The organism is Pseudoalteromonas sp. PB2-1, assembly GCF_045040605.1.
In the GTDB taxonomy this organism is placed as follows: Bacteria; Pseudomonadota; Gammaproteobacteria; order Enterobacterales; family Alteromonadaceae; genus Pseudoalteromonas; species Pseudoalteromonas arabiensis.
On sequence record NZ_CP090668.1, the window covers coordinates 346,571 to 363,258 of the forward strand.

Consider the following 16,688-nt stretch of genomic DNA (forward strand, 5'->3'; position numbering starts at 1 on the left):
GAGTTATGCCAAGTTATGCAAATCGATATATAAGTAGTTTAACAAGAGAAACGTATGCCCTAATTTTAGCGGGTGGGCGAGGTTCACGTTTACACGAATTAACAGATTGGCGAGCGAAACCGGCTGTGTACTTTGGTGGTAAGCATCGAATTATCGACTTCCCATTGTCCAACTGTATAAACTCAGGAATTCGTCGAGTGGGGATTGCTACTCAGTACAAATCACACTCATTAATTCGTCATGTAAATCGTGCTTGGGGGCACTTTAAGAAAGAGCTGGGAGAATCAGTTGAAATACTGCCTGCATCTCAGCGTTATGGTGATGAGTGGTATTGTGGTACTGCGGATGCTGTTTTTCAGAATATGGATATTATTCGCCATGAACTACCTAAGTATGTAATGATTTTGTCAGGGGATCATGTTTACCGTATGGACTATGGCGGCCTGTTAGCTAAGCACGTGGAAACAGGGGCTGATATGACAGTATGCTGCATTGAAGTGCCTTGTGAAGAAGCCGCAAATACTTTTGGTGTGATGACAGTTGATGATACTAAACGGGTTCGCCGTTTTGATGAAAAGCCAGCAAACCCGAGCTCTGTGCCTGGCAAACCAGGCACATGTTTGGCATCAATGGGGAATTATGTTTTTAACACCGAGTTTTTATTTGAACAGCTAAAAAAAGATGCTGAAACAGAAGGCTCTGGCCGAGACTTTGGCCACGATATTATTCCTGCCATAATCGAAGAGCATAATGTGTATGCGTATCCATTTAGAGATCCAGGCTTTGAAGGTCAGCCGTATTGGCGCGATGTTGGCACCCTAGACTCGTTTTGGGAAGCCAATATGGAGCTAGTAATGCCTGAACCGCAACTTGATTTATATGACCCAAGTTGGCCTATTTGGACATACCAAGAGCAACTTCCACCTGCTAAATTTATTTTCGATAATGATGACAGGCGCGGTATGGCAGTGGATTCCACTGTTTCAGGTGGGTGTATTATTTCGGGCTCGTTAGTGAGAAAGTCACTGCTGTTTTCGAATGTGCATGTACACTCTTATTGTGAAATAGAACAGTCGGTGATTCTACCCGGTGCAAAAATTCAGCGTAATTGTCGAATTAAACGCGCAATTATTGACCGTAGCTGTGAAATTCCGGCAGGACTGGAAATTGGCTACGATCATAAGGTCGACAAAGAAAATGGCTTTAGGGTATCCAAAAAAGGCATTGTGCTTGTTACCCGCGACATGTTGCATGAACTTGCCAAGAAACTAAAGCAACAAGAGCAGGATAACAAACGTCTTGCTTAATGCCGTGCTCATGCAGTTAGCGCGTATTGCCGTGGCTGCATGATTTAAACATATTCAAAAGGAGTACTGCAAACATGCATGTGTTGATGGTGGCTGCAGAGAATGATGCGTTACCCAATGCCAAAGTAGGTGGCGTTGCTGATGTTGTGAGAGACTGCCCAAAGGCTTTGATTGAAAAAGGCTTAACGGTTGATGTTGTTATACCTGACTATGGTTTCCATTATTTGGAGCGTCAGCACTTAGGCAGTATCTCGGTTTCATTTGCAGGCAAAATAGAGCAATTAGAAGTGTGGCAGCTAGCTCAGTCGGAACAGGGCATAAAGCAACTTGTTATTTCGCATTGGGAATTTAGCCGACATCACGGTGCTGTGTATTGTAATGATGAAATAGGCCGCCCATTTGCAACAGATGCCAGTAAGTTTGCTCTGTTCAATGCGGCAGTCTGTGAGGCTTTATTACAAGGGGTTATTAATACCCCAGATGTATTACACCTACATGATTGGCATAGTGCGTGTGTCGCATTGTTATTAAAAACAGATAAGCGATTTAATCGGTTTTCAAACCTCTTTTTAGCCTACACGGTTCATAATTTAGCCCTACAAGGTATTCGCCCATTTAAGGGGGATAGCTCGAGCTTAGAAGCATGGTTTCCAAGTTTAGGCTACGATGGTCAAACATTGTGTGATCCTCGCTACCCAGATTGTTTTAACCCGATGCGCACAGCGATTAATTTAGTTGATAAAGTTCACTTGGTGTCTCCAACTTATTGCCAAGAGGTCCTTAAAGCAAGCGATGCTGACAATGGTTTTTTTGGTGGCGAAGGATTAGAGCAAGACTTACAGGCGGCTAATAAAGAAGGGCGAGTAGTTGGCATACTCAATGGCTGTGAATACTCAGTCGCAGAGCCTGATAATTGCACACTGGCTAGCCTGTATCAGCATGCCGAGTTGGCATTGTTTCAATGGATGGCAAAAAGTCCGATACTTGACTCAACCCACTACATTGCGCATCAACGGCTTTTACAGTTTAAAACACGTTCCTTTTCAGGCCCATTAGTAACCAGTGTCGGCCGTTTAACGGATCAAAAAGCCTTGCTGTTGCGGCAACCTTATAATCAACATCGTGTTATTGATGAATTGTGTGCTCGTTTAAGTACATACCATGGCTATATGATTATATTGGGCTCCGGTGATGACTCGCTTGAGCAATTAATGACCGCGGCGATGGCACGAAATGCTAACTTATTATATTTAAAAGGGTATGCACACTTAACAGGCGAATACCTGTATCACTTAGGTGATTTATTCTTAATGCCTAGCTCGTTTGAACCATGTGGTATAAGCCAGATGCTAGCGATGCGAGCAGGCCAACCATGTCTTGTTCATAGTGTGGGGGGGCTTAAAGATACAGTCGTTGATTCAGAAAATGGTTTTAGTTTTGAAGGCGCTAATCTTAGCGAGCAAAGTAGTGCACTCATTAATCGTTTTAGTGAGGTATTAGCGTTAAGGGAAACAGATTCTGAGCTGTGGTGTACAATTTGCGAGCGAGCGAAAAGTGCTCGTTTTACTTGGCAGCAAGTCGCCACAAATTATTTATCGGACTTATATCAATAAAAAATGGACTATTATTGGGAATAGGGTGACTTTTGTTTCAATTTCAGTTATTAATTACTTAGTGTTACATAATAAATAAAAAGTAGGTAAAGTGGCTGTATTTGTTGCTAGGCAAGCTGTCTTTAATCGTCGTCAACAAGTTGTCGCCTATGAGTTACTATTTCGTGATAGTGAGAAAAACTGTTTTCCGAATGTTGCTGAAAGTACTGCGACAGCACGACTCATTATGGAAAATCAGCTCAACTTAGGTACACGTCATATTACATCGGGGAAAAAAGCGTTAATTAATATTGGTCCAGAGTCTTTGAAACTGGATTTATGCGCTTTTTTGCCTAACCAAGATGTTGTTATCGAACTGTTGGAAACCATGGAGCCAACAGACGAAAACTACGCTTTTTGTCGTGAACTTTTTCATAATAACTTTAAGCTTGCTCTGGATGATTTCGTTTATCAACCAGAATGGGATCGTTTTTTAAAATTAGTACGATTAATAAAGTTTGATGTAAAACAAACGCCTTTCGAAGAAATTTCTCCTGTCGTCAATAAGCTAAAAAAGCACAAAAAAATAAAACTACTCGCTGAAAAGCTTGAAACGGAAGAAGATTACAAAAAAGCCTATGAAATGGGCTTTGATTTTTTCCAAGGCTATTTTTTTGCAAAACCAACCATGATTCAACAGCGTGACATTAACTATAACTACGCCTTAGTGTTGTCGATTTACGCTGAAGTTATGCGACCTTCACCCGATATTAACGAAGTGGCAGGTTTGTTTTCTCTTGATACAGCCCTTGCCTATAAACTATTGCGACTGATCAACAGTGGTGTTTTTCCAATAAAAAGCAAAATAGGGTCTTTAAAACAGGCACTTGTTTATTTGGGTAATGAACGACTGAAAAAGTTTGTAAGTCTTATAATTACCGCCCATAGTGCGCAATCAAAACCAGCCGAGTTAACTCGGCTTTGTGTTGTTAGGGCACGCTTTTGTGAGTTAATAGCCTTGCAAGTCGCTAAAGAACACACTGGCGAAGCGTTTCTAACAGGTTTGTTTTCTTTGCTGGATGCTATACTTGACCAACCGATGGAAAAGCTGCTTGATAGACTACCTTTTCCTGATGATATCCATGCGGCATTGATGCAGGAAAAGAACATTCTCTACTATATACTTGAGACTGTTAAAGCTTACGAATCAGGCAGTTGGTGGGCATTAGAGCAAGCTGTTGTCTATATTAATATTGATAGTGCAGATCTTCCCAAAATCTATGAAAATGCGGTAAATTGGAGCGATAGCTGTCGGCAAAACTTATAAGTGATTTATGCGCAATATAAATATGGATGTTTTACGGGGTATCGCGGTACTTGGCCTGATGTTTATGAATGCCTATTTTTTCGGTGTTTTTGAATATGGATATGTGCCAAGTCCACAACCACCTTTATCTGACAATATAATTCATATAGCCGATCTCATTTTTATTGATGGGCGATTCAGAACACTCTTTTGCCTGTTATTTGGCGCAGGTTTAGTTATTCAACGGCAGCACCCTCAGTTACGTGATAAACAATATAACCGTTTAAAAATACTTGCCTTTATAGGTCTAGCACATGGTCTTTTACTTTGGGCTGGCGATATTTTATTAATTTATGCGTGTGCAGGTTGGTTAACATTAAAGTTTATTGACCAACCCTATAATCAACAACTAAAGCAAGGCATTGGATTTTTAGCGCTTGGTGCAGTCATTTCATTTTTACTGGCTTTTATTGAGCCTGATATGAGCCCCTTAACTCGTGAATCAGATATTTTTGTAGAGGCTTACCAAGACTGGCATTCATCATTTTTTTCTGGGTTTATGAGTAACATACTCATGTTTGTTGTGATGCTAATAGCGCTCCCGCTTATAACATTATGGATGGCAGCGGGTATTATGCTTATTGGTGTTGCACTCTATAAACAAGGCATTTTTGTAAACGGTTTAACGACAAAACAGCTTAACTTTATTTTACCTGCTGCCGTTGGATTTACGCTTTTGAGGTTAATAGTTGAGCCTAGCACAAGCGTTTTAACATATGCTTTAGCTGAGCCATTTAACTGGTTTGCAGCCCTTAGTACTGCTTTACTCTATATTCATTTAATTGTGAAGCTTGTCGGAAATAATAAAAATAAATTTACGGCCTTACAAAATGCAGGTCGTATGTCATTGACCTTATATTTAATGCAAACAGTGATCTTTTTGTTGTGCTTTCGAATTGTATTTCCTTCCTGGGTAGTTACCTTTAATCGGATTGATTATTGGCTACTGAGCGTTTTTATTGCCCTGCTTCAACTGAGCTTTAGTGCCTTATATTTACGTTTATTTAAGCATGGTCCATGTGAATATGTATGGCGTAAATTATCGTCATAATCGCACTGTATGTACTACACTTAATTTAAAGAAAATTGTTCGGGGATGTTATGCGGTTTTGGATAATTAGCTTACTGATGCTATGCACAATGCCACTTTGTGCCGTCGAGCAATTTAATGTGTTATTTGTAAATCCATCTATTAAAGAAGAACCATTTTGGCAAAAAGTGACCGATGTAATGCAGGCGGCTGCAAAGCAAACTAATGTCGATTTGGATATTATCTATGGCGGGGCGAATCGCCATATTCAGCTGGAAGAACTCAAACAATACCTCAAATACAATGCGACACCTGATTATGTTGTCTTAATTAACTATCCAGGCGGCGCTGAGCAGTCGATGAGCTTGTTAGAAAAACACAAAGTTAAGTTTGTTACCCTAGAAGAAACTATTCTAGGGGCTGAGAGAGAGCAAGTCGGTGAGCCAAAACAGCATTTTAAATATTGGTTAGGCGAAGTGTATCACGACAACTTTAAAGCCGGTGAACAACTTGGCAAAGCCCTGCTAGACAGTGCTGAAAATGCAGGTCAAACAGCGCATTTTGTTGCTATTAATGGCCACTATGGCACTGAATCTGACACGCGTAGTAACGGCTTAAAGCACTTTTTAAAAAATCAGCAAGTTGAGCTAGAGCAGGTGGTGTATGCTAATTGGAACAAAACTGAGGCCACAGATAAAGTGCGCAGGCTATTACATCGCTACCCCCAGACAAACGTTATTTGGTGTGCTTCTGACTTAATGGCGCTTGGTGCACTGGATGCTGTTAAAGAGAAAAATAATAAACAGTACTTTATTGGTGGCATGGACTGGCTTGATGATAACTTAAGACTGATTGAACAAGGACGATTAACCGCAAGTGCCGGTGGGCATTTTATGATGGGGGCATGGGCATTAATAAGTCTGGTCGATCATCACAATGGTCACTCATATTGGACGAATAATAATTCTATAAAGTTTTTATTAGGTGTGATCACCAACCAAAACGTAAACGATTACAATTGGATAAGAGACATCGAAGATTGGTCTGCGGTTCCCTTTGACGCATTTTTGCTCAGCGGTTCAAATAATACTGCCTATCAGCTCGATTTTGAGCGGCTGCATTCCTTATTGTTGCAAAAAAACGCCAATGTGGCTTTTAAGGAATCCGCTTTTTAACCGGCCTTTATTGCGTCTGGTTTGCCTAAGCGTTCTGGTATAAACTAGCGGCTTTACCATTCCAATAGAAGTACGTTATGACACAGTTAAAGCGATTAAATAAATTTATCAGTGAAACAGGGTTCTGTTCACGTCGTGAGGCCGATAAATATATTGAAGAAGGTCGCGTAACGGTTAACGGCAATTTACCTGAAATGGGCGTTAAAGTCAGTGACTCCGACGACGTACTTATCGATGGCAAAGCACTCAAAGCAAAGCCTAAACTTGTTTATATCGCTTACAACAAACCCGTGGGTATTACCTGTACTACGGAACGTAAAATTCAAAGTAATATTGTAAAAGCAGTAAACTATCCTGAGCGAATTTTTCCTATTGGTCGTTTAGATCGTCCATCCGAAGGGTTAATATTTCTAACTAACGAAGGTGACATCGTTAACAAGATTTTGCGCGCGGGTAATAATCACGAAAAAGAATACGTCGTCACCGTTGATAAACCGTTAAACCGTCAATTTGTAAATAAAATGGCAAATGGTATTCCCATCCTCGATACGGTAACAAAAAAATGTAAAGTCACACAAACTGGCCCTCAGCAATTTACTATTGTATTGACACAAGGGCTCAACCGCCAAATTCGCCGCATGTGTGAATACCTAGGCTATGAAGTTGTGACTCTTAAACGCACGCGCATCATGAATGTGACGTTAAAAGGCTTGAAAGTAGGCCAATGGCGTCACCTGACAGAACAAGAAATGGCTGAAATTAATAACTCCATTGCAAATTCAGGTAAAACTGAAGAACGTTCTATAGATGAAAACAAACAGCAAACCAAACCTTCGCCAAAACCTCGCGCAGAAAACGATAAAAAGCGCGACTTTTCGAAATACGTAAAAAAAGCGCGTACAGACTCAAAACAAACGAAAACTCATTCTGCAAAAAACACGCAAACAAAGCGAAGTAGTACTAAACGAGCAGGCACATTGAGTCTTAAAAAATAGCTAATAACATAAAGCGTATTTAGCTTTAGGTTAGAAAGGTTCTTGGTATTTAAATGGCAAAACACAAAAAATTCCAAATAACATTAGTAGTGCTTGTTGTCTGTATCATGGGCTTTAACCTCATTGATATTCGTGTCGATTTCTTTTTAAATCCGTTTTATATACTGAGTTTGGTCACTGCAATTATTTTGGTTGTTCAATCGATAAACTACACATGCCCTAAATGTGGTAAAAACCAAGTTATTCGCTCATTTTTAAAATATAACATGCCAAAAGAGAGCTGCTACTCTTGCGCAAGCCAGTTAGATAAAAATGATAAGTAAATAGACTTTTTGAGTCCAATTCCTCGCACTTTGAATTAACCATATTTGTTTTATAGCCTCGGTAATATTACAAATAATGGTTAAGAATACCTTTGCTTATATTCTTGCGAACCAAATGGTCAAATCGGATAGTAATCATTATGTTTACGATGGCTATAATCGCCGTATTAAGACCGTGGACTCAAAAGGTATCAGCTATAGCTTATACATAAGGCTGGTAAATTGCTTTACCGAGAAACACCGAAAGGGGGCATTAATTATATATCTTGGAGGTAAGTTAGTTGCTAAAGAAGGTACTGGAGTTGCTGCCGCGCCATCGGTTATGAATTATAAGCCGTATGGGGATAGCATTGAAGCAGCAAAAGATGATGTGGGCTACACAGGCATAAGTTCGACACGGATTTAGGGTTGAGTTATATGCAGGCACGATACTATGATCCAGTCATAGGTCGCTTTATGAGTAATGATCCTGTGGATGTCATGGGGCATATGGGGCGTGGGAATCCTGTGCATGGGTTTGGTCGCTACACGTATGCCAATAATAACCCTTATAAATATGTAGACCCTGATGGTGAGTTTGGTATTCAAATAGCTGCAACACTAATTGGTGCTGTAATAGGTGGTGCCACAGAACTATTGACAAACGATAACGCAAGTTTTTCTTCTGTTGCTCGTGCATCGGCTGTTGGTGGTGCAGTTGGTTTGGCAAGCTCTCTAGGTGGCGGGGTTGTATCATCTGCTTTACTAGGTGGTGGTGCAAATGCGGCAGGTGAAGCTGTAAATCAAATTGCTACTGGAAATTATGATGGTGCTAAGGTTGCGACAGCAGGTTTAACAGGCGCTGTTGGAGGCGCTTTAGCCAAGAGTACAGCAAATTCGGTAAAAGGAGCATTGACCAAGGGGTTACCAGATAACTCTATTAGTCAAGCTAGTCATAATATGACAGAATCAACTTCTCAAAGAGTGTTAAGCAATTCACAGTCATTAACAAATGCTGGTAGCAAATCAGCAGCTGCGGACGTTCAGGTTGGGGCTGGGTATGCAACAGGAGCAGCAGCAGGTACTGCTACAGCAGATAAAGTATGCAAAGATAGTTCGGGTTGTTGATATGGGTTCTTTAAAATTTTCAGATTCAACATCAGAGAAAGGAAAAAAAGTAAGGTTAATCATACATACAATAAATGTATTTATTGTAACCTTTATCTATATAACATTAGTTCATAAGGTCGGTGCGGAACTGGGAATTGATGTGAATAAGCCGTTAAGGGAATATGACAAAGTTATCGTTCTAAGTGGTTTTGCGTTGATGTTGTTTTCTCTGGCTATCTTATATGGTGTGTCTTTTAAGATCTTAAGCTGGATTTTTTCCAAACTTAAAATTTAGAACAAATCTTTAGATGACATCCACTCAAATTTGAACAAAAAGCCCCACTCTCATGGGGCTTTTTATTACTCGATCTAAAGTCGATAAAATTTACATGCTTCAGATACGGACGAACTTTTTCAATGTGGATATGCTGGACTAAATAGCATTGAAGGATAATTAATATGGCACTCCCAAAAGATAACCCAACACAATTTTGCAAAGCTTTTATTCAAAGATAGCTTGACAGTTATAGAAGTGATAACCCTATTTGGTTGACATATTGGCCAGTGATGGAACGAATGATTGAAAGAGCAGATGAACTAAAACTTTCCTTTAAAGAATTAGTAGATGCTTTTGGTTATTCTGATAAGTTTGAAGGATACCCGCCTAACAACGCTTATGTTTGGCTCACCTTAGAGCATATTTGGCTGAGCTTTAAATTCAGCAAAGAAGATGCAAAAGCAAAAGGGTCAGGTCTTTCTTTTTGCCTTTTCGTTAATTAAGGCCTAATTTTAGTTATTAATTTACCAATATTGATAGGTGAAAGGATGGCTAGGCCGCTACGATTAGAGTTCGCAGGAGCTTTGTACCATGTAACGTCGCGAGGGAATGAACGAAAGCCAATTTATTTAGATGAAGCTGACTTTGATGGATTCTTAAGTATTTTAGGTGACGTATGCGAGCGTTATAACTGGGTTATTCATTCATTTTGCTTAATGAGCAATCATTACCACCTATTAGTTGAAACTCCTGATGCAAATTTAAGTAAAGGGATGCGCCAATTAAACGGGGTATATACACAATGGTTTAATAGAAGTCATCAACGTGTTGGGCATTTATTTCAGGGGCGCTATAAGGCTATTTTGGTTGATAAGGATGCTTACTTATTAGAGTTGAACAGATATATTGTTTTAAATCCAATTAGAGCAAAGATGGTAGATAGCTTATCGGATTGGCCTTGGAGTAGCTGGCACTTTACGATGGGCCAAGCACACGTTCCAGCATGGCTTGAAATCGACAAAATGTTACTCCAATTTTGAAAATTTAAAGCGATAGCAAGGCGAAAATTTGCGTTATTTGTCGAGCAAGGAAAAGGCGTGGATCCTTGGACTGATATATCGAATCAAGTTTTTTAGGTGACGATGAATTTGTTAAAGAGCACTTAGCGTTACTTTTAGAGCAAGAAGGTGATTTATGTGAAGTCCCCCTTAAACAAAGGCGAAACCAGTCATTGCCATTAGCTGAATACGCTCAGCAATTTGATAATCGAAATGAAGCAATAAAAGCCGCTTATGCATCTGGGGGATATACTTAGAAATAGGTGGGTGATTATTTTCAATTACACTATTCGCGTGTAAGTAAGATTGTGGCAAAAGGCAAGACCTGACCCCTAGGTTTGCCAGTAAAATTGTGGCAAAAGGCAAGACCTGACCCCTAGGTTTGCCGGTTTGCTGTGACCCCTAGGTTTGCTGTGACCCCTAGGTTTGCTGACCCCTAGGTTTGCTAGACCCCTAGGTTTGCTAGGTTTGTGTGACCCCTAGGTTTGTGCTGATGGCGAATTTTTGTGGGGAGCTGTTATAGGTGCAGGTGTCGAGTTAATTGCTCAGGTAGCGACTGGTCAAGATATAAATGTTACTGATATTGCTATAGCTGGAGCAGTAGGTGCCGTAACTGGCGGTTTTGCAGGTAGAGCAGCAACACAAGCTGTTAAAGGAGCTATAACTGGGTCTAAAGCTGTAACTCGAACAACTGCTGTAAGTGGCGCTGCAAATGGTGTTGGTTCAGTTACTTCTGATCTTGCGAATGGCAAAGAGGTAAATCTAACTAAAGCAGCGACAAGCACTGTAGCTGGCGCTGCTGGCGGTTTCGTAGGTGCTAAGGGGGCAAATTCGATAACGAATAAGCTTGATAACTTATCAAATTCAGGTGGAATTAGTTCCCAGATATCAAATACAACTAGAAGTAGTTATGTTGGTTCTAATGTTAGTGAACAGCTAACCTCTGGCGGCGCAACAGCAGCATCTGCTGTAACCGATGCAGCTCTTTCTGTAGTCAATAAAGAAATAAATGAGTAAGACTAGATGACATTTTTTACATACTATAAAGGACAGTTGCTATTTCATCTTATTTTGGGTGGGTTAGCAGGATTGGTTATAGGCTTTTTCTACAGCCCATTACGCGGTTTATTTTTTTTAGTGGCTTACAATGTGCTTATGGCACTCGTAGCAGCAAACACATACCGGAACTATAAAAAAAGATACGATGGCTAATTTATTTCTAATCCAAAGCCTCGCACTCGCTTACTTAAGCTGCGGGGCTTTGTTTTTCTAGGGTAGCTGGCTGCAAAAATTTACTTGGTCTGGAACAATGTGATTCAAAAAATCGTCACCATCCACAAGGTCACTTTCATCTAGATCTTGAAATCGCTTTTTGACCAGCGCAAGCTTTTCAATTTCATCAACATCACAGTTAAGGTGATCTTCGCATCGAAAGATAATTTTCTTTCTAATTGCATTGGGATGTTCTGGCGAAGGATCAACTATCTCAGTCCTGATATCGACATGTTTTTTGTGACAAGCTGAGCATTCGGCATTGTGAAAATCGATTGTTTGAGTTGTCATGATAATATCCTGCTTGATTTTTTAATGAAATACACCGTTTGGTGCCAAATTCAATTGGGTGATCTGCTCAGGCGAAAAGCCGTTTCGAAGGAGTTCGAAGTCAATTATTTGCACTTGAGCCTTTTGGCCTTCGCCAATCAATTTATAGCAACTGCCACTCGCTGTAATGATTAATCTTTTGTTTGGAAAAATCTTTTCAACCTTTCATGTACTGATATAGCTCCCCGGTGAAAATCTGTAAGTCTCATCTTCTTCGCAAGTGCCCCAGAGGATTTTGCCGATCAATTCCTCATCATCAAAAACAGAAACGATGTACCAATCTTTAACTGTTGTCTTCATGACCTAACCCTCATAAGAATATAAGATGATTTTTTAATATTTAATTGGTTTAACTCTCTATTATTTGCTTCCTTATTTTTTATTGGTTTTTGTGGGCTGGTTTACTTTTATCCAAAAGGTGGCCGAAAAGTGAGGCAGGTTGCTGTCGATAAGATCGCAACTCAACTGATTGTCCAGAAGGAAATAAAGCCATTTTCATGTATGTCTAATTGGCTCAAAGGGGTCGGAGTTTTGTCAGATACTAATCAACCCATGTGGGTTAGTGTAAATGATGAAGGAATATTATTATATTTTCTTTGCTATCGGAAAAAGCCGCCTATTTTATTGCCTTGGGATAATATCTTCAGTATTAAACTGGCAGAAAAAAATGGGGAAAGTTATGCAAACTTATTTATAAACCACTTCAATGATAATTTTTCTATTCCATGGCAAAATAGTTTTTATATACCAGAATATGTGAAAAAGAGTTAAGCAATGTATTTCAATTATTTTAAAAAAAAGGCGATAAAACAATATTTGATAAAGCAACCAAAACTTCTGAAAAAAGATTATGGGAGCTTTAATGGTTGCACCCCAAGTCAAATAGAAGCAACAATAACCAGACATAAGTTGAATCAAAAATACTCGTATCTTGCTTGTTTTATGTTTGTTGATAGGCAGTCATTTGAGTCTAGTAGGTTTGGAACTCAATACGATTATCAAGAAATTGAAAAAGAATATGTGAGTAGTTCCCCTAGTTCAAATTCTATGTTGAGTAACAGTGTTGATTTCATAGGGGGAGACGGGGGAAATGATTTGGGAGGAAGTGGAGATTAAAAGCACATCGACCGGTATGTGTAATCCCATAAGTTTGCTTAAAACTTTTACAATTTAAAAGCCCATCTAATCAATACTAGATGGGCTAACATTAATTAAAAAGTAGCTCGCACGCTAAGTGCGTAAATACGGTCAGTCGTAAAGCTTAGGGCATCTGTGCGGGTGCCTGCTTGGTCCATTTGATATTCTGTTTTAGTTTCTGTGTCGAGTAAATTACTTGCTTCGAAACCAATTTTCCAATGTTCATTCAGCGTGTAGTAAATGCTCGCATCCATCATGCCTGCTGGTTTTACATAGGCTGGCACGTACTCTTCTGACTCTCTTAAGGTCAACAGGTATTCTGAGCGCCAAGTATAAGCTAGACGAAACGAAATGTTTTCGTACTCGTACATACCGACAATATTCATGTTTTGGTCTGAATAGCCTTGAAGTGGCAAACCACTAAATACACGGAATGTATTTCGGTTGTCAGTGATTGGGTTACCGTTTTCATCAAACCCGAGTGTGCCGGTCGATACTTCATTAGGATCTTCTAAGCCGTTTTGGTCGATGTAGGTGTAGTTAAATTGTAAACCAAGTCCGCTCCATGCACCTGGCAGCATATCGTAAAATTGAGAGTAAGCGAATTCAGCACCACGAATAGTACCTGAACCTGTATTGGCTGGTCCGTAGGCCGAAATCGCATAGTCTTCGCCATTGAAGTTTGCATTTAAATCAAATGCACGGCTGCGAATTATGTCGTCGAGTCGTTTATGGAATAAACCAACAGTAACGTAACCGGCAGGGGCAAAATACCACTCAGCAGAAAGGTCTGTATTGATTGACTTTTCAGGTTTTAAATTGGGATTGCCAGATAGGGCTGTCAGTTCAATATCATCCAAAGCTACAACAGGATTATTAACTTCGTCATAATCAGCGCCAGGGGTTTGTAAGCGGCGAGTATAATCAAGGTTTACGATGTTTATATTTCGGGTATCTATCAGGTTAGGGAAGTAAAGTGCTTTAGAGGCACCAAAACGAATAACCACATCATCTGTTAATGCCACGCTAAAGTTAAAACTTGGTAGAACGGTACTGTAATCAGTGCCTTCGACTGTACTTAAAGTAGACTCCCCAGTTGCAATATCGTAGTAGCGTTTATATTCAGGTTGTTGCATTACTTCATTTAGTGAGGTGCCAGGCTCGCCACGCTTTATTTCCATGGGTTGTACAAATGCACCGGTTGACTCTAATTGGTAGTTCACGTAACGCAGGCCTACATTACCCACAACAGGTAGGTCTTGAACGAGAAAATCAAAGTCTGCACGCACATAAAACTCGCTACGTTTTTCATTGGTTGAGCTAATATTATGAGCTGCAAACGGACCTTCAACACGGTTAGGTTTGTCTTCATAAGGCACATAGGTGCCACTGCAAACACCGTTATTGGCTGCGCTATTGGTAGCATTATGCCAACCATCTTGGCAGCCTTGACGAAGTGAGTCAGCGTAATTTTTTACCAGATCCATACTAGGGAAAAGGAAGCTATTCACATCGCCTTGCAGTACTTGGCCATGATAATAGTCAGAGAAATCAACACGCTCGAACAGTTCGGGGCGGTTAATAGCTGCTGCAGCATTTCGGTCTGCTTGTATCCATGGCGTGCCGATTGCCGACCAGCCTTCATAAGCAGTATCGCGTACCGTTAGGTCTTTATCTGAGTAATAGGCACCAGCTTGCACACTGGTAAAGCTGCCATCAAGTTCGTATTTAAAATCTAATTTATAGCTGTTTGCTTTAGCGGTATTGTGCTCTTCTTGCTCCATACCACTTCCTAGAAAAGTATTCGGAACTGGTCCGTCCCAATCTTCATTGGGTGACCAGCCCGCAGTTAAAATATTATTACTTAAAAATTCAACGCTTGGTCTTGAGCCTCGTGTATCAAGGTAATAAGGAAGTACCGTATGAACATGATTACCGCGAGTTTGTGCCGACATACTGTAGTTATGAACTACTTTTTCAGAATCGACGTGCTGATAGTCAAACTCCATGCTTAATCTGTCTGTCGGTTTGAGCTTTAAATTAAATGAAGTGTCTTCAACGGTATTTTCATTATGGTTCCAGCGACTACGGTAAAAGAATGGGGTTTCAGGGCTAACACCAAGTACAATTCCCGACGTAACAAAGTTATCGTCTACTGTGAGCGGGTAGCCATTCTCGCTATCATCTTGCCAGTTTTGAGAAGATCCCATGAAGCCTTTAAAACCTTGTGCGGCCTGACCCAATTGTCTTTCATTCCATTCTAAAGAAGCTTTTGAACGAATATGCTCAGCGGTTGCAATAATTGTGTCATCACTATTTGCCCATTGAAAAGAGGTTGTTAAGCCTTTTCTTTTGCGATCATTTTCTGCTGTGCTCATATGAATAGCTACCGGTACATGCCACGTGCTACCAGCAGGTTGTCCTGGCAGTGCAGGGCCATCTACGGGTGAATTTGGATCAACCCCCGTAATACCACCCCATTGGTCAAGAGTCGGCACAAATGAGTCACCACGAGAGTGGTAGTTTCCTAAACCAACACCGTCACCACGGGTTTTATATTCACTCGATGAAGCCGCGATTAAGAAACCAAATTTACCTGCTTGTGTTTCCCAGTTATCTGAAAATAGCGCAGAGAAAGAGGGTGTGGTTTCTTCTCTAAAATCGCCATAATTTGCTTTGGCATTAAATGATATTAACTGCTCAGTTGAATCAAAAGGTTTTCTGGTAATGAGGTTTACGGTACCCGCAACGCCACCTGCTGTTAGGTCGGCGGTTTGGTTTTTTACAACTTCCACTGCGCCTAATAACTCCGCAGGAAAGTCTTCATAGCTTAGCCCGCCAGAAGAGTTCGCGCTAAATGCATCTCTGCCATTGACCTCAGAACGAACACGGTCTAGGCCACGAACAAGTACGCCAGTTCCTTCATCAGCATAATGTTTAGGATCGTCTGAAGACGCAAATCGTTCGATGGTTACCCCAGGAACACGCTGTAATGCTTCTGTAACCGATTTGTCAGGTAGCGCGCCAATATCCGACGCGGTTATCACATCTTTAACCGTGTCAGCGTAACGTTTAAGGTTTTGCGCACTAAAAATGCTTCCCTTAATACCAGAAACCTCTATTACTTCCATTTGCTCATCTTTTTCATTAATGACATCGCTGTCATTTTGTGGCGCGTTTTGCGCAAAAACAGACAATGAGCTCAGGCTCAATAGAGCGGTAGAAACGGCAAGGCTAAGCTTGGTGCGTTTATTACAGTAAGTAGTTATGTTGTTCTGAAATGCCGACATGTTTATAGTCCTTTGATTTTTATTATATTTACTTTGTTGCACGGTAACGATTTTAGGCATAACTACAGACTATGCCTGTCTGTGAAAAAAATGCGATACTAAGTAACATTGTTTTTATATTCACCTGTTAATTTTTAACATAAATTTCAAAAAAGTAAATGTTGTGGTCGTAATTTCTTATTAGGCACTCGATTTTCGAATAAAAAATAAACTTCTCAGAGCGAGATCATTTAAAAGAGCATTATTATCAGTTGCTTAGTTTTATGGGATGAATATAGCTGGAAATGATTATATGGTTTTTATAAATAAAGGGTCTGCTGCTGGCTAATATGCGAGTTCCTTTTTTGGGCTATTTTCTAATGAAAACATAGTTTTATTGAAATTTTTGTCATTTTTTTATCAATCTTTGTTTATAATATTTTCGTACTGAATTTATTGATGGATACG

General features: G+C 40.1%; 16 protein-coding genes and 1 pseudogene. 14 read left to right on the forward strand and 3 right to left on the reverse strand.

Annotation, left to right across the window (positions count from 1 at the left end; genetic code table 11):
* The first annotated feature begins 5 nt into the window (after window positions 1-5).
* The 12 genes and pseudogenes from glgC (at window position 6) to L0Z67_RS18535 (ending at window position 11,229) form a co-directional block, all read left to right on the forward strand.
* Window positions 6-1,307, forward strand: a complete 1,302-nt coding sequence (gene glgC, locus L0Z67_RS18480) for a glucose-1-phosphate adenylyltransferase (RefSeq protein ID WP_237115310.1) — start codon at window positions 6-8, stop codon at window positions 1,305-1,307.
* A 74-nt stretch (window positions 1,308-1,381) separates the two neighbouring features.
* Window positions 1,382-2,920 carry a glycogen synthase gene (locus L0Z67_RS18485; RefSeq protein WP_392353767.1) on the forward strand — a complete coding sequence of 513 codons (1,539 nt, stop codon included), beginning with the start codon at window positions 1,382-1,384 and terminating at the stop codon, window positions 2,918-2,920.
* Window positions 2,921-3,011: 91 nt separating this feature from the next.
* Entirely contained in the window at window positions 3,012-4,226 is a 1,215-nt protein-coding gene (locus tag L0Z67_RS18490; protein ID WP_237115308.1) for an EAL and HDOD domain-containing protein, read from the forward strand.
* 7 nt (window positions 4,227-4,233) lie between these two features.
* Window positions 4,234-5,316, forward strand: coding sequence for a DUF418 domain-containing protein (locus L0Z67_RS18495; protein ID WP_392353770.1), 1,083 nt, complete (start codon window positions 4,234-4,236; stop codon window positions 5,314-5,316).
* A gap of 50 nt (window positions 5,317-5,366) precedes the next feature.
* Window positions 5,367-6,470: an ABC transporter substrate-binding protein gene (locus tag L0Z67_RS18500; protein ID WP_392353772.1), complete on the forward strand. Its 1,104-nt coding sequence runs from the start codon at window positions 5,367-5,369 to the stop codon at window positions 6,468-6,470.
* Between the two features lie 77 nt (window positions 6,471-6,547).
* The gene (gene rluF, locus L0Z67_RS18505) at window positions 6,548-7,465 is read left to right on the forward strand and encodes a 23S rRNA pseudouridine(2604) synthase RluF (protein ID WP_392353774.1); all 918 of its coding nucleotides are present in this window, start codon (window positions 6,548-6,550) and stop codon (window positions 7,463-7,465) included.
* 53 nt (window positions 7,466-7,518) lie between these two features.
* On the forward strand, window positions 7,519-7,788 hold the full coding sequence (locus L0Z67_RS18510; RefSeq protein ID WP_392353776.1) for a hypothetical protein: 270 nt from the start codon (window positions 7,519-7,521) through the stop codon (window positions 7,786-7,788).
* A 115-nt stretch (window positions 7,789-7,903) separates the two neighbouring features.
* Complete coding sequence (locus L0Z67_RS18515) at window positions 7,904-8,194, forward strand: hypothetical protein (RefSeq protein WP_405128749.1); 291 nt, start codon at window positions 7,904-7,906, stop codon at window positions 8,192-8,194.
* Between the two features lie 11 nt (window positions 8,195-8,205).
* On the forward strand, window positions 8,206-8,895 hold the full coding sequence (locus tag L0Z67_RS18520; protein ID WP_245219856.1) for an RHS repeat-associated core domain-containing protein: 690 nt from the start codon (window positions 8,206-8,208) through the stop codon (window positions 8,893-8,895).
* Window positions 8,896-9,453: 558 nt separating this feature from the next.
* On the forward strand, window positions 9,454-9,657 hold the full coding sequence (locus L0Z67_RS18525; protein ID WP_062567445.1) for a hypothetical protein: 204 nt from the start codon (window positions 9,454-9,456) through the stop codon (window positions 9,655-9,657).
* Between the two features lie 45 nt (window positions 9,658-9,702).
* A pseudogene (locus tag L0Z67_RS18530) lies at window positions 9,703-10,541 on the forward strand (transposase).
* A gap of 175 nt (window positions 10,542-10,716) precedes the next feature.
* On the forward strand, window positions 10,717-11,229 hold the full coding sequence (locus tag L0Z67_RS18535) for a hypothetical protein (protein ID WP_062568420.1): 513 nt from the start codon (window positions 10,717-10,719) through the stop codon (window positions 11,227-11,229).
* Window positions 11,230-11,481: 252 nt separating this feature from the next.
* Here the strand turns inward: L0Z67_RS18535 and L0Z67_RS18540 are convergent, their stop codons facing one another.
* A complete protein-coding gene (locus L0Z67_RS18540) occupies window positions 11,482-11,775 on the reverse strand; it encodes a hypothetical protein (protein ID WP_062568419.1) in 294 nt (97 codons plus the stop codon).
* Window positions 11,776-11,979: 204 nt separating this feature from the next.
* The gene (locus tag L0Z67_RS18545; protein WP_392353782.1) at window positions 11,980-12,114 is read right to left on the reverse strand and encodes a hypothetical protein; all 135 of its coding nucleotides are present in this window, start codon (window positions 12,112-12,114) and stop codon (window positions 11,980-11,982) included.
* Window positions 12,115-12,243: 129 nt separating this feature from the next.
* On the opposite strand from L0Z67_RS18545, the gene L0Z67_RS18550 reads away from it, so the two are divergent.
* Both L0Z67_RS18550 and L0Z67_RS18555 read left to right on the forward strand, forming a co-directional pair.
* Window positions 12,244-12,585 (forward strand): hypothetical protein, encoded by a 342-nt coding sequence (locus L0Z67_RS18550; RefSeq protein ID WP_392353784.1) that lies wholly within the window; start codon window positions 12,244-12,246, stop codon window positions 12,583-12,585.
* A 3-nt stretch (window positions 12,586-12,588) separates the two neighbouring features.
* Entirely contained in the window at window positions 12,589-12,930 is a 342-nt protein-coding gene (locus L0Z67_RS18555; RefSeq protein WP_392353786.1) for a DUF6559 family protein, read from the forward strand.
* A 95-nt stretch (window positions 12,931-13,025) separates the two neighbouring features.
* On the opposite strand, the gene L0Z67_RS18560 is transcribed toward L0Z67_RS18555, so the two are convergent.
* Window positions 13,026-16,241, reverse strand: a complete 3,216-nt coding sequence (locus L0Z67_RS18560; protein WP_392353787.1) for a TonB-dependent receptor — start codon at window positions 16,239-16,241, stop codon at window positions 13,026-13,028.
* Window positions 16,242-16,688 lie beyond the last annotated feature (447 nt).